Origin of the sequence: Cupriavidus basilensis (assembly GCF_000832305.1) — a bacterium.
GTDB classification, from domain to species: domain Bacteria; phylum Pseudomonadota; class Gammaproteobacteria; order Burkholderiales; family Burkholderiaceae; genus Cupriavidus; species Cupriavidus basilensis_F.
Genome location: NZ_CP010537.1, coordinates 1,291,546 through 1,311,116 on the forward strand (window position 1 = coordinate 1,291,546; position 19,571 = coordinate 1,311,116).

Genomic DNA, 19,571 nt, shown 5'->3' on the forward strand with positions numbered 1-19,571 from the left:
CGTGCTCCGCTTTTGGGTCTTGGCAGGTTGGTTCTGCATCGCGGCTCACTTCTTCACCAGTGCGCATTCGCTGGCGGACAGCGGGCGGAATGCCGAGTCGCCGGGGATGGTGCCGAGGTACTTGACCAGGTCCCACGGGCCTTTCGACTCCGCCGGCGTCTTGGCCTGCGCCAGGTACATGTCATGCACCATGCGGCCATCCACGCGCACCTTGCCGGCATGCACGAAGTCGTCGTTGACCGCGAGGGCACGCATCTTTTCCGCCACCGCCGGGCCATCCACCGTCCTGGCCGCCTCAACCGCCTTCAGGTAGTGCAGCACACCGGAATACACGCCGATCTGCCCGTGCGTCGGGTAAGCCTTGTGCTTGGCGTAGAAGCGCTCCACGAAGGCCTTCGACCTGGCGTCGAGGTCGAGCTTGAACGGGTCCACATAGGTCAGGCCCTGCGCCACGCCGGGGCCCAGGCTCTTCAGGTCGGTGATGAAGGTCGACGGCGTGATCACGGTCTGTCCGCCCTTGATCAGGCCGAACTCGCCCGCGGCCTTGACGCCGTTGATCATGTCGTTGCCGGCGTTGGCCAGCACCACCACCTTGGCCTTGGACGCAGAGGCGGCCACGATGGGGCTGCTGAAATCGCTGGCGTTAAGCGGATGCTTGGTGCTGCCCACGTTCTTGCCGCCGCTGGCCTCCACCTCCTTGCGGAAATCCGCTTCCAGCGACTGGCCCAGTGCGTAGTCCACGGTGATGTAGTACCAGCTGTTCTTGCCGTCGGCGATCAGCCGCTTGACCAGCGGCGCCGACACTGAATACGTATCCCAGCCCCAGTGAAAGCCGGTGGGCGAGCAGTTCTGGTTGGTCAGCGCCATGGCGCCGCCGGTGGAGACGATATTGATCTTCTGCTTTTGCCTGGCGATTTCCTGCACCGCCAGCGCGGTGGAGGAGTTGGGGAAATCGATCACCATGTCCACGCCATCGGTGTCGAACCAGCGGCGCGCCAGCGACGAGGCGATGTCCGCCTTGTTCTGGTGGTCGCCGGAGAGCACCGTGACCGGCTTGCCGAGTGCCTTGCCGCCGAACTCGTCCACGGCCATCTGCGCCGCGAGCACCGAGCCGCGGCCCGAGAGATCGGCGTAGGAGCCGGACATATCGGTGATCACGCCAACCTTGACGCCGTTGGCATCCGCCAGCGCGGAGGTGCTGCATAGCAGGGCGATCAGGGCGGGGATCAGCGCAGAAACCGGGGCAGAAACCGGGGTATGGCGTGCGTTGTGCAGAGACTTCATGGGGGCGCTCCAGACAGGGTGAATTGGGGTTCGGGAACCGGGGTGGAAAACCAGATGGCTTCGTCTTGGTGCAGCGTTCAGTATGCTGACTATTAAATACAGTGTACTGAGCAAATTTCGCGCCAGAGGACGAAGCCGGGCTACAGGGCTACAGGGCTACAGGGGGCACGGCGGGCTCAGGTATCCAGGTTGCGGCCACGGGTCTCGGGCACGAACACCATGCCGACGACAAAGGCGATGGCGGCGATCGAGACCGGATACCAGAGGCCGAAGTACACATTGCCGCTGGACACGTTCATCGCCGTCACGACGAACGACAGCATGCCGCCCACCCAGCCCGCACCGAGGTGGAAGGGCAGGGACAGCGACGTGTAGCGGATGCGCGCCGGGAACAGCTCGACCATGAACGCCGCCAGCGGGCCGTACACCATGGCGAGCAAGAGAATGGGGATCAGCAACATCAGGAACAGCATCGGGCGGTTGATGGCGGCCGGGTCTGCATGCTCTGTCCAGCCGGCGGCCACCAGCGCCTGCTTGATCGCCGCTTTGTCAAAGCCCTGCAGCGTGGTGCCGCCGATGCGCAAAGCAGGCTGCGCGCCGGCATCGATCTGCGTGAATTCGTAGCCGACGCCAAGATCCGTCAGGTAGCCCTTGACCTTGTCGCACGCCGACACCGGCTCGGCAAACAGGCGGAAGTGGCAATCGCCGGCGCGCAGCTGCACCGTGTTGCGCTGCTGGAACTGCTCCAGCGCCGGGTTGGCGTAGTGCGTCAGCGCCCTGAAGATGGGCTGGGTGGTCAGCGCCGCCAGCAGGCAGGCGGCCATCATGATGTGCTTGCGGCCGATCCGGTCCGACAGCCAGCCGAAGAACAGGTAGCAGGGCGTGGCGATCACCAGTGCGATGCCGATCAGCAGGTGCACCAGCTCCAGCGGCACGTGCAGCGTCTTGTTGACGAAGAACATCGTGTAGAAATGACCAGTGCCGAAGATGGCGCCGAGCCCGGATGCCACCACGAACAGCAGCAGCACGTACTTCAGGTTGGCCCAGTTCGTGAAGCTGTCCAGGATGGGGGATTTCGACGTGGCATTGCCGGCCTTCATGCGCGCGAAGATCGGCGACTCATGCAGCTTGCCGCGGATATAGACCGACACCACCAGCATCAGGAACGAGACCAGGAACGGCAAGCGCCAGCCCCATTCGCGGAACTGCGCCTCGGTGAGCAATGTCTTGAGCAGGTACACGACCAGCAGCGACGAGAGCAGGCCGAGTGTGGCCGTGGTCTGCAGGGAACTGGTGTAGAGGCCGCGTTTTTCCACCGGAGAATGCTCGGCGACGTAGGTCACCGCGCCACCCACTTCGCCGCCCAGCGCCAGCCCCTGCAGCAGGCGCAGCACCACCAGCAGGATGGTGGCGGTGATGCCGATCTGGCCATAGGTGGGTAACAATCCGACGCCCACCGTGGCGATCCCCATGAGCAGGATCGTCACCAGGAAGGTGTGCTTGCGGCCGATCTTGTCGCCCAGCCGGCCGAACAGCAACGCCCCGACCGGGCGCACCAGGAAGCCCGCGCCGAAGGTGGCAAGGCTGGCGAGGAAGGCCGTGGTCTCGTTGCCGGGCGGGAAGAACAATGCACCAAAGTAGACCGCCAGCGCCGCGTAGATGTAAAAGTCGTACCACTCCATCAGCGCCCCGAAGGACGACGCGAGGATCACCTTGCGTTCTTCCCTTGTCATGCCCTGCTTGCGCACGGCGGCACCGTCATTGGCCAGGCTGATCGTCATGGTCGTTTCTCTCCGGGGGCAGGTCAGCCTGCCCGTGTGTGTGCTCCACACTGTCAGCATGCTGAATAATTTCAATCAGTGTACTGAGCAGAATTTGTCAGTGTTATGGGGGTTAACCCTTTTGGCTCCGGCTAGACATTCCTCAACCTCGTTGCTATATTAAAAATGCTCAGCATACTGATCAATTAGCTAGACCCGAGCTAGACCCGTGCTAGCCCCCCAGCAAGCCCCCACCCAGACAGGAGTCGCCACAGCATGACGAGAATTCGGAAGATTGCCCTGGAAGAGCACTTCATGGCCCCCGGCTTCCAGGCCTATTCGAAGGGATACCTCCAGCACATCGACGCAGCGGTCATGGCCGATCTCGCCAGGCGCCTGGCGGATTTCGACGACATCCGCATTGGCGAGATGGACCGCGCCGGCATCGATATCACCATCCTGTCGCAGACCGGCCCGGGCGTGCAGGGCGAGACGGATCGCGTCGCCGCCATTGGCCGCGCCCGTGAGAACAACGACTTCCTGGCGGCGCAGGTGGCGCGCCACCCCACGCGCTTCGCCGGCTTTGCCGCGCTGCCGATGCATGACCCCGCGACCGCCGCGCAGGAGTTGGAGCGCGCCGTGACGCAGCTTGGCTTCAAGGGCTCGCTGGTCAACGGCCATACGCAGGGCGTGTACTACGACGATCCTTCCTATGACGTGTTCTGGGAGCGCATGCAAGCGCTGGACGTGCCCATGTACCTGCATCCGGCCGATGCGTTTGTCGCGCCGCATGTGTATTCGGGCCATCCGGAAATCAGCGGCGCGGCCTGGGGCTGGGGCGTGGAGACGGCCAGCCACGCGCTGCGCCTGGTGTTCAGCGGCGTGTTCGACCGCTTCCCCCGGCTCAAGCTCATCCTTGGCCATATGGGCGAAGGGCTGGCGTTCCAGCGCTGGCGCTTCGACAGCCGCTTTGCGGTGTACTCGCATGGCATCAAGCTGGCGAAGAAACCGTCGGAATACATCGGCAGCAATATCGTGATCACCACGTCGGGCGTGTGCTCGCCGGCTGCGCTGAATGGCGCCATTGCCGAGATGGGCGCGGAGGCCGTGCTGTTCTCGGTCGACTATCCCTACGAATCCACGGCGATCGCGGCGGATTTTATCGAGCAGGCGCCGATGGACGAGGCCACCCGCCGCCTTGTCTGCCATGGCAATGCCGAACGCATTCTCAAGCTTTGAACCCCGAAACAACGGAGCGCCCCGTGCAAAAGACTTTCCGGATCGGCCAGATCGTGCCGAGTTCCAACACCACGATGGAAACCGAAATCCCCGCGATGCTGCTCGCGCGCCAGCAGGTGCGGCCCGAGCGGTTCACCTTCCACTCCAGCCGCATGCGCATGAAGAAGGTGGTCAAGGAAGAGCTTGCCGCGATGGACGGCGAGTCCGACCGCTGCGCGCTGGAGCTGAGCGACGCCCGCGTCGATGTGCTGGGCTATGCCTGCCTGGTGGCCATCATGGCGATGGGCCACGGCTATCACCGCGTCTCGGAGAAGCGCCTGCAGGCCCATACGGCGGCCAACGGCGCCGACGCGCCGGTGGTCACCAGCGCCGGTGCGCTGATCGACGCGCTCAAGGTGATCGGCGCCAAGCGTATCGCCGTGGTCGCGCCCTACATGAAGCCGCTGACCGAACTGGTGGTGGACTACATCCGCAACGAAGGCTACGAAGTGGTGGACTGGCGCGCGCTGGAAATCCCCGACAACCTTGAGGTCGGCCGCCACGACCCCGCCAGGCTGCCCGGCATCGTCGCGCAGATGAACACCAGGGATGTGGACGCCATCGTGCTGTCCGCCTGCGTGCAGATGCCATCCCTGCCGGCGGTAGCCAAGGTCGAAGCGATGACTGGCAAGCCGGTCATCACCGCCGCCATCGCCACCACCTACGCCATCCTCAAGCAGCTCGACCTGGAGCCCGTGGTGCCGGGCGCTGGCGCCTTGCTCTCGGGCGCTTACTGAGATGAGTACCTTTGTTTGCGGCGGCAACGTACACGCCAACGGCATCCGCCAGCACTATCTCCGCTATGGCGGCCGCTGCGGCGAGCGCGTGACGCGCGATCCGGTGATCGTGGTGCCGGGCATCACCAGCCCGGCCATCACCTGGGGCTTCGTTGGTGCTCGCCTGGGCGAGCAGTTCGATACCTATGTGCTGGATGTGCGCGGACGCGGCCTGTCGTCTGCGTCTGACACGCTGGACTACAGCCTGGACGCCCAGGCGGCCGACGTGTTGGCATTCGCGCAGGCGATGAACCTGCCCAGCTACAGCGTGGTGGGCCATTCGATGGGTGCGCGCATCGGCATCCGTGCCGCACGCGGCCAGCCTGCCGGGCTGGCGCGGCTGGTGATGGTGGATCCGCCGGTGTCCGGTCCGGGCCGGCGCGGCTATCCCGCGCAGCTCGCCTGGTATGTGGACTCCATGGCGGTGGCGCGCCACGGCGTGGACATCGAGACCATGCGGCGCTTCTGTCCCACCTGGACCGACGAGCAACTGGCGTTGCGCGCCGAATGGCTGCACACCTGCGACGAGCGCGCCGTGCTGGCCAGCTTCCAGGGCTTTCACACCGACGATGTGCACGCCGACTTGCCGGGCATTGGCATTCCCGCCTTGTTGATGGTGGCCGGCCGTGGCGATGTGGTGCGCACGGAGGATATCGAAGAGATTCGCGGGCTGCTGCCGCAGCTTGAAGTCAGCCATGTGCCGGGCGCCGGCCACATGATTCCCTGGGACGACGAGGACGGCTTCTACAACGCGCTGGGCGCCTTCCTCGGCGCCGAAATCGTCCCCCGGCAACAGGCCGCGGCCTGAACTGCCGATCTGCCGATCGACCGATCATGAGGAGAGAACATGCCAGTCAGTGACCACGCCCTGATCCAGGCCTGGAAACAGGTCCTCACGCTGTCCCGGCTCGCGCCCGGGCAGACCGTCACCATTCTTACCAGTGCCGCCACGCATCCGCAGACGCTGTCTTGCGCGCTGGTTGCCACTCAGGCGATGGGCGCCATCGTCAATCGCCTGGACCTGCCGCCCGTCAACGCGGACAAGGCCTTGAGCCGCGATCCGCTGGCTTACCTGGGCACGACGGCGCTCACCGGCAACCGCGCGGCCATTGCCGCGCTCAAAGAGAGCGACCTGGTGCTGGACCTGATGACGTTGCTGTTCTCGCCCGAGCAGCACGATATCCTCAAGACCGGCACCAAGATCCTGCTGGCGGTGGAGCCGCCCGAAGTGCTGGTGCGCATGGTGCCCAGCGAAGCCGACCGCGAGCGCGTGAGCGCCGCCAACGCGCGGTTGTCACGCGCGAAGGAGATGACGGTGACATCTGACGCGGGCACCGACCTGCGCTGCCCGCTCGGCGAGTTTCCCGCCATCAGCGAGTACGGTTTCGTCGACGAGCCGGGGCGCTGGGATCACTGGCCCAGCGGCTTCGTGCTGACCTGGCCGAACGAGGGCGGCGCGAGCGGGCGCATCGTGCTGGACCGTGGCGACATCCTGCTGCCGCAGAAGGGCTACGTGGCGGACCGGGTGGCGCTGACGGTGGAACGCGGCTTTGCCACACGCATCGAAGGTGGCCTGGACGCCGAGTTGCTGAACGACTACATGGCGTCGTTCAACGATCCGCAAGCCTATGCCATCTCGCACATCGGCTGGGGCCTGCAACCGCGCGCGCGGTGGTCCACGCTGGGCCTGTATGACAGGGAAGCCTCGATCGGCATGGACGCGCGCGCCTACGAGGGCAATTTCCTGTTCTCGCTCGGCCCCAACAACGAGGCAGGCGGCCGCCGCACCACCGCCTGCCATATCGATATCCCGTTGCGCAACTGCACCGTGAGCCTGGACGGCGAGGAAGTGGTCCGGCAAGGCAAGGTACTGGACGGATGGAGCAGCAAATGACGAGACATGGCGAACTCCCCACCTACGAGCGCCAGGGCTTCGGCACGCAACTGCCGCTGCAGGGCCCCGCAGGCCTGCTGATCGTCGACTTCGTCAACGGCTTCGCCGATCCGGCGATGTTCGGAGGCGGCAATATCGGCGAGGCCATCGCCAACACGGTGCCGCTGCTGGACCACGCGCGGGCACAGGGCTGGGCGGTGGCGCACAGCCGCATCGTGTTTGCCGACGACGACGGCGATCAGAACATCTTCACGCTGAAGGTGCCCGGCCTGCTGACGCTGAAGGAGCAAGGGCCGGCCAGCGCGATCGTTGCGCAGCTGGCCGCGCGCGATGGCGAGCTGGTGGTGCGCAAGACCGTGCCGTCCGCATTTTTCGGCACGTCGCTGGCGGCGTGGCTGACGCAGCGCGGCGTGCGCACGCTGGTGGTGGCCGGCGCGGTCACCAGCGGCTGCGTGCGCGCCAGCGTGGTCGATGCCATGTCGCACGGATTCCGCCCGCTGGTGGTGTCGGACTGCGTGGGCGACCGCGCGCTCCAGCCGCACGCGGCCAGTTTGTTCGACATGGAGCAGAAGTACGCCGCGGTGATGCCGCGCGAGCAGGCGCTGGCGGCGCTGGCCCGGCTCTGAGCGGCGCCCGGTGCGCACGCTGATGCGCACCATGCGCGTGCATCGGCTGAAGCCCCAATTGACGGACGCGGCCTGTTTCGTCAATGTGTCGATAAGCTCAGTGCACTGAATATGTCCCGCTGGATGTGCAATCAGGCAGGTGCGCGGAAATTGCTTGCCGGCCTGCTGGTTGCCCGGCTATCGGCTACCCACGAACCCACGAACCCCACGAAGCAGTCACGGACGGCGGCAAGCCCGGGCTGGAGCAATGTATGGACAAAGACCACATCGAGAATCAAGGCGGGCAGGGCGTAGGCGCGCGCGTGGCGCGCAAGGAGGACGCGCGCCACCTGCATGGCAAGGGCCGCTTCGTCGCCGACATCGCCATGCCCGGCCTGCAGGAAGTCGCGTTCCTGCGCAGCCCAATGGCGCATGCGCGGCTGCTGGCGCTGCACAAGCCGCAAGGGCTGGAGCATGCGGTGATCGGGCGGGACGATATGCATGGCGCGCTCGATATCGTGGCCGACTCGGCTTTCCCGTCATACCAGCCGTCGGCGCAGCCGCCCCTGGCCGCCGGCAAGGTCCGCTTTGTCGGCGAGCCCATCGCCATGGCCTTCGCGCCGACCCGCGCGCAGGCCGAGGACATCGCCGAGCGCATCGTCGCGGAGCTGGATGAGTTGCCGGCGCTTACCGATGTGGATGGCGCACGGCAGGCCAGCGGCACCACGCGCGTGCACGAGCACTGGAAGAACAACCACTTCCTCACACTCACCGCCGACAAGAATTTCGACACGCTCAGCAAGACGGCCTCCGTGGTAGTCAGCCGCAAGATCGACCTGGCGCGCCAGTGCATGGTGCCGATGGAAGGCAAGGCTGTGCTGGCCTACTGGGACCACCAGTTCGACCAGCTGATCGTCTACAGCGCCACCCAGGTGCCGCACATGATCCGCACGGTGCTGAGCCATTGCCTGGGCCTGGAGCAGGAAAAAGTCCGCGTGATCTCGCCCGACGTGGGCGGCGCCTTTGGCTACAAATGCGTGCTGCAGCAAGAGGAGCTGTGCATCGCCTGGCTGGCCATGACGTACCGCAAGCCGTTCCGCTTTATCGAAGACCGGCGCGAGCACCTGACCGCGGGCGCCAACTCGCGCGAGCACCACTACGAGGTCACGGCCTACGCCGATGCGCGCGGGCGCTTGCTGGCGCTGGACGCCAGGATCGCCATCGATGGCGGCGCCTATTCGGTGTGGCCCTTCACCATCGGCCTTGAACCCGGCCAGGCCATCGGCAACCTGCCGGGGCCGTACGCCTTCGACGGCTACCGCTGCATCACGGAATGCGTGGCCACCAACAAGCCCGGCTTTGTCCCGTACCGGGGCGTGGCGCGCACGGGCGTGTGCTTTGCCATGGAACTGCTGATGGATGCGCTGGCGCGCGAGGTCAAGCGCGAGCCGTGGGAGATCCGCTGCGAGAACCTGGTCCAGCCGGAATCCATGCCCTATGTCAACGTCACCAACAAGCACTTCGATGGCGGCGACTACCCGGCCAGCGTGCGCAAGGCCGCGCAGATGATCGGGCTGGCGGGCATCCGTGAGCGCCAGCGTCAAAGGCTGAACGATCCTTCGGCGGGCTCGCGCTATCTCGGCGTGGGCTTTGGCACCTACACCGAGCAATCGGCGCACGGCACCTCGGTGTTCGCCGCCTGGGGCACGCCGGTGATTCCCGGCTTCGATTCCGCCACCGTGCGCATCACGCCGGATGGCGGGCTGGAAGTGCGCGTAGGCGTGCACTCGCATGGCCAGGGCATGGAAACCACCTTTGCCCAGATCGCCAACGAGATCCTCGGCATCGATGTGTCGCGCGTGAAGGTCGTGCACGGGGACACCGGCGTGACGCCGTTCTCCACCGGCACCTATGCCTCGCGCTCGCTGGTGATGTCGGGCGGCGCGGTATCGCGCGCTTGCAAGGCGCTGGTGCCGCGCCTGCTGAAGATCGGCGCGCATATGCTGCAGCGTCCCGAGGGCGAGGCGACGCTGGCTGGTGGATCGGTCAAGGCGGGCGACGCCGCCGTGCCGATCAGCGAAATCGCCAACGCCTGGTATATCAACCCGCAGCGGCTGCCCGCCAATGTGGATCCCACCGGGCTGGAAACCACCATGGGCTACAAGCCCAGCGTGGATACCGGCAGCTTCACGTACTCCACCCACGCCGCGCTGGTGGAGGTGGACACCGATTCCGGCCACGTCGAGATCCTCGACTACGTGGTCGTGGAAGACTGCGGGACCATGGTCAACCCCATGGTGGTGGAAGGGCAGACTTATGGCGGCGTGGCGCAGGGCATCGGCACGGCCATGTTCGAGGAGATGCGCTACGACGGCAACGGCCAGCCGCTGGCCTCCACGCTGGCCGACTACATGCTGCCCGGCCCGACCGAAATCCCCTCGATCCGCATCCACCATTTCGAGACGCCGTCGCCGCATACGGAATTCGGCGCCAAGGGCATGGGCGAGGGCGGCGCCATCGCGCCCCCCGCGGCCATCTTCAACGCGGTCAACGACGCGCTGGGCAGTTTCGGCGTGGAGTTGCTGGAGACCCCGCTCACGCCGCGCAAGGTGCTCGAAGCGCTGGCCCGCGCCGAGCAAGCCCGCGAGCCGCAAGCCACGCCAACCAGAGAGGCGGCCTGAACCATCATGAAAGCAGCTGCATTCACCTATCACGCGGCCCCCACGCTGGCCGCCACCTGCGCCGAGCTGGCGGACCGCACCGACAACGCCAAGGTCATGGGCGGCGGGCAGTCCATGGGCCCGATGCTTAACCTGCGCCTGACGCGCCCCGATGCCATCTACGATCTGTCGAAGCTAGCCGAGTTACGCACGGTCACCCTGCTGCAGGATCGCGTGCGCATCGGCGCGGCGGTCACCCATGCACAGATCGAGGATGGCGAATTCCCGGCACTGCGCGGCGGCATGCTGCAATCGGTGGCGAGCGGCATTGCCTACCGCGCCATCCGCAATCGCGGCACCATCGGCGGCAGCCTGGCGCACGCCGATCCCGCGGCGGACTGGGTGGTGGTGCTGACCGCCGTCGGCGCGCAGATCGAGCTGGCATCGAAGGCCGGCACGCGCATCGTCCCCATGACGGCGTTCATGCTGGGTGCGTACACCACCGCGCTCACCGAAGGCGAGCTGATCTGCGCTGTTCACGTGCCGAGCCAGCCCGATACGGCACGCTGGGGCTACCACAAGCTGTGCCGCAAGACCGGCGAGTTCGCCGAGGCCAGCTGCGCCGCGTACTTCGATCCGTCCACGCGCTTCGCCCGCATCGCGCTGGGCGCGCTCGACGGCGCGCCGGCGCTGCTGCGCGGCCTCGCCAACGACATTGCCGCCCAAGGCCCCGCCGCGCTCACGCCGCAGGCCGTGCTGGCCGCCGTGACGCAAGCCACGCCGGCCAAGGATGCGATCGACCGCAAGCTGTGCTGCGCAGCGGTTACTCGCTGCATCGAACAACTATTCAACTGAGGGCCGCGGTGGAAACCATCACACTGACAATCAATGGCCGCGCCGCTGCCGGCGCCTGCGCGCACCGCACCCACCTGGGCGACTTCCTGCGCGACGCACAGGGCCTGACCGGCACCCACCTGGGCTGCGAGCACGGGGTTTGCGGCGCCTGCACCGTGCTGGTCGACGACAAGCCCGTGCGCTCGTGCATCACCTTTGCCAGCGCCTGCGCCGGCAGCAACGTGGTGACCATCGAAGGCTATGACGACGACCCCGTGATGCGCGACCTGCGCACCGCGTTCAACCAGCACCACGCGCTGCAATGCGGCTACTGCACGCCCGGCATGCTGGCCACCGCGCGCGACATCGTGCTGCGGCTGCCGGATGCCGACGAGGCCACCATCCGCCATGAGCTATCGGGCAACCTCTGCCGCTGCACGGGCTATATGGGGATCGTGGCCGCGATCAGCTCGGTGCTGGCACTGCGCAAGCCGCCTGCAGCGGGCAAGGCGGCGCAAGCCGTAGCTGCGACCGTAAAACGCGAATTCGCTTGCTTCACGCCTGCGGCCGACAGCGCCGTCCAGGCCCACGCCGAGCCTGCCGCCAGGGAAGAAGCCGAGCGCAGCGCCGACAAAAAGGGCTGGTCGCGCATCGACGGCAGCTTCAAGGTGCCGTTCCCGGCCGATGACGTGTGGCGCTTCATGGCGGACCTGCCGGCGGTGGCAAGCTGCCTGCCGGGCGCGGCGCTCACCGAGCAGGACGGCGATCGCGTCAAGGGGCACGTGGCGATCAAGTTCGGGCCGATGGCGGCGCGCTTCAACGGCGCGGCGCGGCTGGAGCGCGACGACGCGAACCGGCGCGGCGTGCTCAAGGGCGCGGGGCAGGATTCGCTGAGCAACTCCAAGGCCGCCGGCGATATCACCTATGTGCTGCAGGCGATATCGGCGGGCGAGACCGAAGTGCTGATCGACCTGCAGTACGCCCTGCAAGGCCCGCTGGCGCAGTTCTCACGCTCGGGGCTGGTGCGCGATTTCGTGCGGCGCATGATGGCGGACTTCGGCAAGAACGTCGCCCGCAAGATGGACCCGTCGTTGTCGCAGAGCGAGCGCAGCCAGGCCACGCAGATGAACCCGGTATCGATGATGCTGGGGGTGATGTGGGAGAGGGTGAAGCGGCTGTTTGGCGGCGGGCGGGATTAAGGCCCCGGGGCAGGGATGGAGGGTGGCAGCGCTTGCCTATGCAGCGGTGATAGCCAGAGAGATGCGGCATGCGGCAGCGATTTGATGATGCAGGCATCGGATGGCCCTATTTTCAAACGGCGTGTGCGGTGTCTGCGGTGTGTGTCAGCAGTGACTTGTTCCCGAAGATCACAAGGTGTGAATTCTGGTCGGCAGCGGACGCCACCAAGCCGGGTTTCAGCAGCGAGCCGGCAGCGAACGGTCCGGAGATTGCCCGCAGCGACGCCGTCAGCCGTCCGAGTGCGAATGCGAGGACCGGGCCACCGCCGACCACCTGCGATTGCCGGTGAGCCGCGCACCAGGCCGCAATACCGGTCTGTCTGTCGGGGCGTGTCGTCAGCAGGATCACGCGATTGTCGGGCGACACCCGAACCGTCACGCCCTCGGCGCGGAAATCGACCAGCTGGCCCCGTGAATTGATGGCGTATTGCACACGCCCCCGTCCAGGAACCGCAGGTCGCGCGAGTCAATGCCCGCGATGCTGATTTGCTCTCGCCCGAGGAATTCCCACGGTTCGGCTATCTCGATCCCGGCAAAGGTTTCCAGGTTCAGTTCGACGCGCGCGCCGGTTTGCCACGCGGGCCCCAGGGGTCTTGTTGTCCGTCAGCGGTTCGGTGTCGCCCTTGCCGATAGCTTCGAGGCGCCCTTTGTCGACGCCCTTGCGGGCCAGGTACTCACTGACCACTGCGGCGCGCTCCTTGGACAGGGCCTGGTTCGAAGCATGGCGGGCACTCTTGATCGGCTGGTTGCCGCTGTGGCCGGTCACCTGCACCTTTCCCTGCACCCTGTTGATCTCGGGCGCCACCTTGTCCAGCGTTGGCAGCAGCGTTGCGCTGACCTCGGCCTTGCCGGCGCCGAACATGGCGTCGCCCCGGAATATCACGGTGCTGCGGCGGTCGTCGTCCTTGACGGCTGCCACGCTGCGCGCAATCTCATCCTTCGGCAACTCGGCCAGGCGCAGCGCCGTCGGTGGCGGCGGTGGCTTCATGTTGCCGATCGCGCCGTTAATCGCGGCGACGCGGGCCTCGATGGTCTCGCCCGCGGGCAGGGACGCCGGGTTGGGCTCCCGCTTCTCCTGGCCCGTCACGGCCAGCTTCGCGGAGGAGCCGGGCGCCGGCCGCCCTTGCTGCGGCGCGGGGCTAGTGCTCTGAATCACAAATTCGTTGAGTAAGTCGCCCGATAAGACGCACGATCCGTCGTCACGAATGCTCGCAAGGCACCAGCCTTGCTGCGCCTCGCTCCCAGTCTCGCACGCCTTCTCGGACAACTTATTTCTTCAACGAATTTCAGACTCAGGACACTGGGGAAATGCTGATTAAATCGGTGCGCGAGTCATCGCGGTATTGAGTGCGTTGTCATAGGTGTATCTATGATTCAGGTCCGGTGATGAAGCGGCAGATCAGCTTGGCGCAAGCAGAAGGCCACGGCAAAAAAGGGGGGTGACGCGCCGTCAGCGCTTCCTTGGCAGTGGCCAAGCCAATCCGCACTGTAAGTGCCAGGCAAAGATAATTATTTTAGGCGAGGCATTATTTATAAAAACAGCGCCGCGGGTTGTTTCAAAAATGAAACTTTTTTATTAAGCGAACGTACATGCCATTTATTGATTTTGCAAATTCATTTAATAATCAATGAGTTGCTTTTCATGGCCCGTATTTTGCTTCCTTCATCACGGAACCCATCCAAGGATCGTTGACGCAGTTCGGCCGAGCGCAGCGCCAATCATTGAGCGCCGCAAGTTAGGTAACTCGCACATCCTGTGCTACGGAGTTCTGCTCCATGTTTCCTCAGTGACCCAGTTTCCATGTTTGAAAAGGAGCCACTCATGAATCTTAAACGCCATTTTCCCGCACAGTCGACGTGGCGATTTGCCTTTGGCATCACGACGATGTGTATCACCGGCGTTACGCTTGCCGAGTCTGCGGTTACACCTGAGCAACACTTTCCTCCTGGCTACCTGGAATCTGTCGCCCATGGCTATGAAAACACACAAGGTGCACAAACACTGCCAACTGACGAAACACGAGAACTCCCTGCCCTCAAGCCAGAAGAGTCGCGTAAAACGGAACCTGGCCTACTGAAAAATGCATCCTTCCTGGTGGCGCCAGAGGCTCCACCTTCTTCCCGAGGCAAGACAAAGCAGAAGTGACAAAGGAAACCTCACCGAGGAAGCTCCTTAACTTGCGGAACCGTCCGAGGGTGAGGAAATGGTTGGGAGTTACCGGGCAAAGCCTAAACGTGCATCGCCAACAGCTTGCGCTCATATATCCACAAACTGGCTATGACGCAATTCGTTCCTAACTACTACGTTAGCGGCCAATCAAAATGGGCAATTGGGCCGAGAATGCGGCATCGGTACGACTAGCTAACGTCCGGGAGCCATCGTGTGGCCGTGGTTCCTGGGGCGGCAGCGGCCGCGAGGTGCTAGGCGCCACGCTGGTTCGCCCATATTTCTCTCAGCGATCCTCGGTAGTCTGCCCACTCGCAGCGGGGATTCCGGCTGAGTCAGGCGCTACGCGCTTCCGCCATCGGCCCCGGTGACTCGGCGCTTTCGCGTGACAGCAACACCTTCTTTCGACTCACCGCCGAAGTTCGTTCGCCCTTGCGGGGCGAGCGCCTGAACCTGACTGACGGACGCCGCTCGGCACCTGGATGGTGGATATTGCTCGCTTGTAGACAATTTGCATGCAATACACATCGCACACTGCCCCCGGCCTACGGTGCCTGCCCCAAGCCCAACAGACCTTGCGTACGAATCAGCGGAACGGGACACTGAAACGCTGCCCCCCCAGCTCTGCCCTACATCCTCGACGACGCCAGCCGCGCGGCCAGCCCCAGGAAGACCACCCCCGCAAACCAGTTCAGCGCGCGCTGCGCGCGTGCCGAGCGCAGCAGCAGGGCGCCGAACATGGCCGAGCAGCAGGCGATGACGGAAAAGACCAGCAGGGTGGCGATGATGAAGACCACGCCGAGCACCATGATCTGCAGCGCGACATGGCCACGGTCCGGCGCGACGAACTGCGGCAGGAACGCGAGGAAAAAGATCACCACCTTGGGGTTGGTCAGGTTCATTACCACGCCACGCCGGTACATATGCCCCACGCCAGCCTTGTCGCCGTTGCCCTGGCCCATCGCGCCCACCGGGGCGCGCAACGCCTGCCAGGCAAGATAGGCCAGGTATAGCGCGCCGGCGATCTTGAGCACCATGAATGCGAGCCTGGACGCGGCGAACAGCGCGGCCAGGCCAAGCGCGACCGCGGCCGTATGCACCAGCAGCCCGGTGCACAGGCCGAGCACCACGACCATGCCCGCGCGGGGCCCCCGCATGGCGGATTGCAGCAGGACAAAGACATTGTCCGGGCCCGGGGTCAGTCCAAGCACCACGGCGATGCCGAAAAATGGCAATAGTGTCTCGAACGGGGGCATGCGCTTTACTCCTTTGCTGTCGCGGATATCGCGTTGTCGGGTCAGGCCCGATACCTGGTACCCGGTACCGGGCACGATCGGGCAAAAGGCATGGCCGGAGCATCCGGCGCGCCCACCGAATATTGCCAGCCAGACAGCGTTTTGTGTCAGCCAGGCGCTTTGGCGGGCTCTGGCTGGGTCTGGCGGGCGCCGGCAGGCCAGTCAAGGGTGCCAGGTCGCCGGACTGCCCGAGGCTGCCTGCGGCGCCGGCCGATGGCTTCCCGCCATCGCATACGAGAGCTGGTTGGCCGCATCCATGACGGTCTGTGCCAGCGCGAGCAGCCTTTGCTCGCTCAGGCGCGAGGACGGGCCGGAGATGCAGGCCGACCCGAGCAGCTTCCAGTGCAGCCCGAACACCGGCGCCGATACGCTGGAGACTTCCGGTTCGCGCTCGCCCATCGACAGGTGATAGCCCCGCCGCCGGATCGATTCATAAGGCTCGCCCGGCTCCCCTGAGAACGCCAGGATGACGCGCCCCGGCGCGCCGCTGTCCAGCGGCAGCGCGGAGCCGATGCGCACGTGGTGCCGGATGGCTTGCGGCCCTTCCACGCGCACCAGGCACATGCGCTGCTGGCCCTCGCGCACGTAGAACGAGGCGCTTTCCCCGGTCTTGATCGTCAGCTCCCGCAGCACCGGCTCCACCACTTCGTACACGTTGAAGGTGGCCTGGTAACACGCGCCCAGCCAGCCGGCGGCGCGTCCGAGCCGCCAGCTGCCGTCCTCCTTCTGGACCAGGTAGTCGTCGGTTGCCAGCGTGCGCGCGAGGCGCAGCACGGTGGTCTTATGAAAGCCGGTGCGGCGGCTGAGCTCGGCCAATGTGAGTTGTGCGTCGCTCACACCGAAGGCTTCCAGGACGCGCAGCGCCCGCCGTACCGCGATGACGCCACCGCCGGCGTCGTCAGCCGCCTCGCCGGCGACGGGGGGATTGGAGGAGTCCATGGTGTGGAATGGGTTGCGTACAGTGAAACTGTATTGTACTACGTGCAACGACCATCCAGAATCCGTTCCAACAAATCCAACAATCAACGAGATCTGGAGACAAGCAATGACGCTGCTGCGCCGCGGCCTGACCACCGCCATCCTTTGCGCCCTGGCCATTTCGGCCCTGGCGCAGGCTCAAACCTATCCCGCCAAGCCCATCCGCGTGATCGTGCCGTTCCCGGCCGGCGGCGGCACGGACATCATTGCCCGCGAGGTCACCAACAAGGTGGCGATGGCGCGCGGCTGGCGCTTCGTGGTGGACAACAAGCCGGGCTCCGGCGGCAACCTCGGCGTGGATGCCGCGGCCAAGGCCAGCGGCGATGGTTACACCATCGTGCTGGGCCAGACCAGCAACCTGGCCATCAACCCCACGCTCTACCGCAAGCTGCCCTACAACGTGGCGAAGGACCTTACGCCGGTGGGCCTGGTCGCCAGCGCGCCCCTGGTGCTGGTGACCAACGTGGATTCGCCCTACAAGACGCTGGCCGATGTGGTGGCTGCCAGCAAGGCGCATCCGGGCACCATCAACATGGCCTCGCCGGGCAACGGCACGGTGGCGCACCTGACCAGCGAGCTGTTCCAGAAGGCGGCCGGCATCAAGCTCACTCACGTGCCATACAAGGGCGCGGCCCAGGCCGTCAACGACCTGATCGGCGGGCAGGTGCAGTTGTACCTGTCGTCGGTGCCGACGCTGATCGGCCATATCCGCAACGGCAAGATGCGCGCGCTGGCTGTCACCTCGGCCACGCGCATGGGCGACCTGCCCAACGTGCCCACCATCGCCGAGTCCGGCTACGGCGGGTTTGAGGCCGTGACGTGGTTCGGCTTCGTGGCGCCCGCCGCCACGCCCAAGGACATTGTGGCGAGCCTGAATGCCGAGTTCAACAAGGCGCTGCAGGTGCCTGAACTGAGGAAGAAGCTGAGCGACCAGGGCGCCGACGTATTGGGCGGCACCCCCGAGCAGTTCGGCGCCCTGATGAAGAAGGACACCGTGCGCTGGTCGGCCGCCGTCAAGGCATCCGGCGCACAGGTCGACTGATTCCCGCATCCGTCGCCATCCCTCTCTACCCGCTTACGTGCTTACGTGCTTACGCGCTTACCCGCTTACGCACCTACCCGTTGCCATTCCCGAATCCAAGGAGTCATGCCATGAGCCTGCCCAACATCGTCAAATCCTTCGACCGCGTACCCGCCGACATCGTCGCCAAGGCCGCGAAATTCCAGCCCGCGATCCTGGCCGACGTGGCTGGCCGCCGCGGCGCGCTGCACGGCCGCATCAGGGCGCTGCGCCCGCATATGAAGCTAGCCGGCACCGCCTTCACCGTGGAAGTGCGCCCCGGCGACAACCTGATGATCCATGCCGCGATGGCGCTGGCGCAGCCCGGCGACGTGCTGGTGATCGACGGCAAGGGTGACCAGAGCAGCGCGCTGATGGGCACCATCATGATGAATGCATGCCGCCAGCGCGGCATCGCCGGCGTGGTGATCGACGGCGCGGTGCGCGACAGCCTGGAAATCGACGAAATGGACTACCCGGTGTTCTCGGTGGGCACCAATCCCAACGGCCCGACCAAGGAAGTGGGCGGGCGCATCGGCCACCCGGTCTCGGTCGGTGGCGTCACCGTGCACCCTGGCGACTTCATCTGCGGCGACGCCGATGGCCTGGTGGTGGTCGAGCGTGAAAAGATCGCATCGCTGCTGCCGCTCGCCGAGCACAAGGAAGCCGCCGAGGCCCGCCGCATCGCGCAGATCAAGGAAGGCAAGACCAGCGCCCCGTGGCTGCTCTCTTCGCTCGTCACCGCCGGCGTGCTGAAAGAGGGAGAGACGCTGTGAGCACCAAGCCAGCCATCCTGGTCACCGCGGCCGACCTCGCGCCGCAAGCCGAGGCACTGCTCGGCGATTTTGAGATCGTCTACGCCGGCAAGACGCCCCAGGCCGCCGATCTGGTGGCGCTGGCGCAGCGCCACAACCCGGTCGGCATCATCGTGCGCTACGGCGCCGTGACGCCGGAGATCATGGACGCCGCGCCGGCCCTGAAGGTCATCTCCAAGCACGGCAGCGGCACCGACACCATCGACAAGCCCGCCGCCGCCGCGCGCGGCATCGCGGTCACGGCTGCGGTTGGCGCCAACGCGGCCGCGGTGGCGGAACAGGCCATGGCCCTGTTGCTGGGCTGCGCCAAATCCTTGGTGCAGCTCAACGAACGCATGCATGCCGGCCATTGGGACAAGGCCACGCACAAAAGCGTCGAGCTGGCGGGCCGCACCATTGGCCTGATCGGCCTCGGCGCCATTGGACGGCGCTTTGCCAGGATGTGCGATGCGATGGGCATGCGCGTGATCGGCTTCGATCCGTTCGCCGCCGATCTGCCCGGCTACATCGAGCCGGTGGACCTGGACGCGATCTGGCGCGAAGCCGATGCGATCTCGCTGCACTGCCCGCTGACCCCCGGGAACAGGGCGATGATCAACGCGCAAACGCTGGCCCAGTGCAAGCAGGGCGTGATCCTGGTCAACACCGCGCGTGGCGGGCTGATCGACGAACCTGCGTTGCTGGCCGCGGTGCAGTCAGGGCAAGTGGCCGTGGCGGGGCTGGACAGCTTCGCAGTCGAGCCGATGACGGTGCCGCACATCTTCCACGGCCAGCCTGGCTTTCTGCTCAGCCCGCATATTGGTGGCGTGACCAGCGCTGCTTACGTGAATATGGGCGTGGCGGCGGCGCAGAATACGCTAGGCGTGCTGGCCGCGTTGAGCGTAGCCGGCTGAGCAGGGCCAACGTCGCGCACGGCGACGACAGCCG

At 65.7% G+C, this 19,571-nt stretch carries 18 protein-coding genes; 12 read left to right on the forward strand and 6 right to left on the reverse strand.

Features of this window, described 5'->3' with window-relative positions:
- Window positions 1-45: 45 nt before the first annotated feature.
- Entirely contained in the window at window positions 46-1,218 is a 1,173-nt protein-coding gene (locus RR42_RS26460) for an ABC transporter substrate-binding protein (protein WP_052495254.1), read from the reverse strand.
- A gap of 242 nt (window positions 1,219-1,460) precedes the next feature.
- Complete coding sequence (locus tag RR42_RS26465) at window positions 1,461-3,065, reverse strand: MFS transporter (RefSeq protein WP_043354358.1); 1,605 nt, start codon at window positions 3,063-3,065, stop codon at window positions 1,461-1,463.
- A gap of 255 nt (window positions 3,066-3,320) precedes the next feature.
- Between RR42_RS26465 and RR42_RS26470 the strand changes: the two genes are divergently transcribed.
- The 8 genes from RR42_RS26470 (at window position 3,321) to RR42_RS26505 (ending at window position 12,290) form a co-directional block, all read left to right on the forward strand.
- Window positions 3,321-4,283, forward strand: coding sequence for an amidohydrolase family protein (locus RR42_RS26470; RefSeq protein ID WP_043354360.1), 963 nt, complete (start codon window positions 3,321-3,323; stop codon window positions 4,281-4,283).
- A 74-nt stretch (window positions 4,284-4,357) separates the two neighbouring features.
- Window positions 4,358-5,059: an Asp/Glu racemase gene (locus RR42_RS26475; protein ID WP_173430758.1), complete on the forward strand. Its 702-nt coding sequence runs from the start codon at window positions 4,358-4,360 to the stop codon at window positions 5,057-5,059.
- A gap of 1 nt (window position 5,060) precedes the next feature.
- Window positions 5,061-5,906, forward strand: a complete 846-nt coding sequence (locus tag RR42_RS26480) for an alpha/beta fold hydrolase (protein WP_043354362.1) — start codon at window positions 5,061-5,063, stop codon at window positions 5,904-5,906.
- A gap of 39 nt (window positions 5,907-5,945) precedes the next feature.
- Entirely contained in the window at window positions 5,946-6,992 is a 1,047-nt protein-coding gene (locus RR42_RS26485) for a 2,5-dihydroxypyridine 5,6-dioxygenase (RefSeq protein WP_043354365.1), read from the forward strand.
- Complete coding sequence (locus RR42_RS26490) at window positions 6,989-7,618, forward strand: isochorismatase family protein (RefSeq protein ID WP_052494985.1); 630 nt, start codon at window positions 6,989-6,991, stop codon at window positions 7,616-7,618. Before RR42_RS26485 ends, RR42_RS26490 begins: the two co-directional genes overlap by 4 nt.
- Before the next feature lie 251 nt (window positions 7,619-7,869).
- Window positions 7,870-10,278, forward strand: a complete 2,409-nt coding sequence (locus RR42_RS26495; RefSeq protein WP_043354369.1) for a xanthine dehydrogenase family protein molybdopterin-binding subunit — start codon at window positions 7,870-7,872, stop codon at window positions 10,276-10,278.
- A gap of 6 nt (window positions 10,279-10,284) precedes the next feature.
- Window positions 10,285-11,112, forward strand: coding sequence for an FAD binding domain-containing protein (locus RR42_RS26500; RefSeq protein ID WP_043354371.1), 828 nt, complete (start codon window positions 10,285-10,287; stop codon window positions 11,110-11,112).
- An 8-nt stretch (window positions 11,113-11,120) separates the two neighbouring features.
- Window positions 11,121-12,290, forward strand: coding sequence for a xanthine dehydrogenase family Fe-S subunit (locus RR42_RS26505; protein WP_043354373.1), 1,170 nt, complete (start codon window positions 11,121-11,123; stop codon window positions 12,288-12,290).
- Window positions 12,291-12,402: 112 nt separating this feature from the next.
- Here RR42_RS26505 and RR42_RS26510 read toward each other — a convergent pair whose 3' ends face one another.
- Together RR42_RS26510 and RR42_RS26515 are read right to left on the reverse strand one after the other, a co-directional pair.
- Complete coding sequence (locus RR42_RS26510; protein ID WP_043354375.1) at window positions 12,403-12,762, reverse strand: hypothetical protein; 360 nt, start codon at window positions 12,760-12,762, stop codon at window positions 12,403-12,405.
- Window positions 12,763-12,795: 33 nt separating this feature from the next.
- A complete protein-coding gene (locus RR42_RS26515) occupies window positions 12,796-13,596 on the reverse strand; it encodes an OmpA family protein (RefSeq protein ID WP_236702200.1) in 801 nt (266 codons plus the stop codon).
- A gap of 555 nt (window positions 13,597-14,151) precedes the next feature.
- On the opposite strand from RR42_RS26515, the gene RR42_RS39940 reads away from it, so the two are divergent.
- Window positions 14,152-14,475 carry a hypothetical protein gene (locus RR42_RS39940; RefSeq protein ID WP_144409960.1) on the forward strand — a complete coding sequence of 108 codons (324 nt, stop codon included), beginning with the start codon at window positions 14,152-14,154 and terminating at the stop codon, window positions 14,473-14,475.
- 650 nt (window positions 14,476-15,125) lie between these two features.
- Here RR42_RS39940 and RR42_RS26520 read toward each other — a convergent pair.
- Window positions 15,126-15,752, reverse strand: coding sequence for a LysE family translocator (locus RR42_RS26520; RefSeq protein ID WP_043354377.1), 627 nt, complete (start codon window positions 15,750-15,752; stop codon window positions 15,126-15,128).
- 201 nt (window positions 15,753-15,953) lie between these two features.
- Window positions 15,954-16,730, reverse strand: a complete 777-nt coding sequence (locus tag RR42_RS26525; RefSeq protein WP_043354378.1) for an IclR family transcriptional regulator — start codon at window positions 16,728-16,730, stop codon at window positions 15,954-15,956.
- Between the two features lie 106 nt (window positions 16,731-16,836).
- Between RR42_RS26525 and RR42_RS26530 the strand changes: the two genes are divergently transcribed.
- From RR42_RS26530 to RR42_RS26540, 3 genes are all read left to right on the forward strand, one after another.
- Window positions 16,837-17,811: a Bug family tripartite tricarboxylate transporter substrate binding protein gene (locus tag RR42_RS26530; RefSeq protein WP_043354379.1), complete on the forward strand. Its 975-nt coding sequence runs from the start codon at window positions 16,837-16,839 to the stop codon at window positions 17,809-17,811.
- Between the two features lie 110 nt (window positions 17,812-17,921).
- Entirely contained in the window at window positions 17,922-18,605 is a 684-nt protein-coding gene (locus RR42_RS26535) for an RraA family protein (RefSeq protein WP_043354380.1), read from the forward strand.
- Window positions 18,602-19,537, forward strand: a complete 936-nt coding sequence (locus tag RR42_RS26540) for an NAD(P)-dependent oxidoreductase (RefSeq protein WP_043354382.1) — start codon at window positions 18,602-18,604, stop codon at window positions 19,535-19,537. The genes RR42_RS26535 and RR42_RS26540 overlap by 4 nt, the downstream gene beginning before the upstream one ends.
- Window positions 19,538-19,571: the final 34 nt, after the last annotated feature.

What these genes read in the sequence shown, in the direction of transcription:
- RR42_RS26465 (WP_043354358.1), bottom strand. Translation starts at nt 3,065, where the DNA reads ATGACGATCAGCCTGGCCAATGACGGTGCCGCCGTGCGCAAGCAGGGC.
- RR42_RS26470 (WP_043354360.1), top strand. Translation starts at nt 3,321, where the DNA reads ATGACGAGAATTCGGAAGATTGCCCTGGAAGAGCACTTCATGGCCCCC.
- RR42_RS26475 (WP_173430758.1), top strand. Translation starts at nt 4,358, where the DNA reads ATGGAAACCGAAATCCCCGCGATGCTGCTCGCGCGCCAGCAGGTGCGG.
- RR42_RS26480 (WP_043354362.1), top strand. Translation starts at nt 5,061, where the DNA reads ATGAGTACCTTTGTTTGCGGCGGCAACGTACACGCCAACGGCATCCGC.
- RR42_RS26485 (WP_043354365.1), top strand. Translation starts at nt 5,946, where the DNA reads ATGCCAGTCAGTGACCACGCCCTGATCCAGGCCTGGAAACAGGTCCTC.
- RR42_RS26490 (WP_052494985.1), top strand. Translation starts at nt 6,989, where the DNA reads ATGACGAGACATGGCGAACTCCCCACCTACGAGCGCCAGGGCTTCGGC.
- RR42_RS26495 (WP_043354369.1), top strand. Translation starts at nt 7,870, where the DNA reads ATGGACAAAGACCACATCGAGAATCAAGGCGGGCAGGGCGTAGGCGCG.
- RR42_RS26500 (WP_043354371.1), top strand. Translation starts at nt 10,285, where the DNA reads ATGAAAGCAGCTGCATTCACCTATCACGCGGCCCCCACGCTGGCCGCC.
- RR42_RS39940 (WP_144409960.1), top strand. Translation starts at nt 14,152, where the DNA reads ATGAATCTTAAACGCCATTTTCCCGCACAGTCGACGTGGCGATTTGCC.
- RR42_RS26520 (WP_043354377.1), bottom strand. Translation starts at nt 15,752, where the DNA reads ATGCCCCCGTTCGAGACACTATTGCCATTTTTCGGCATCGCCGTGGTG.
- RR42_RS26525 (WP_043354378.1), bottom strand. Translation starts at nt 16,730, where the DNA reads ATGGACTCCTCCAATCCCCCCGTCGCCGGCGAGGCGGCTGACGACGCC.
- RR42_RS26530 (WP_043354379.1), top strand. Translation starts at nt 16,837, where the DNA reads ATGACGCTGCTGCGCCGCGGCCTGACCACCGCCATCCTTTGCGCCCTG.
- RR42_RS26535 (WP_043354380.1), top strand. Translation starts at nt 17,922, where the DNA reads ATGAGCCTGCCCAACATCGTCAAATCCTTCGACCGCGTACCCGCCGAC.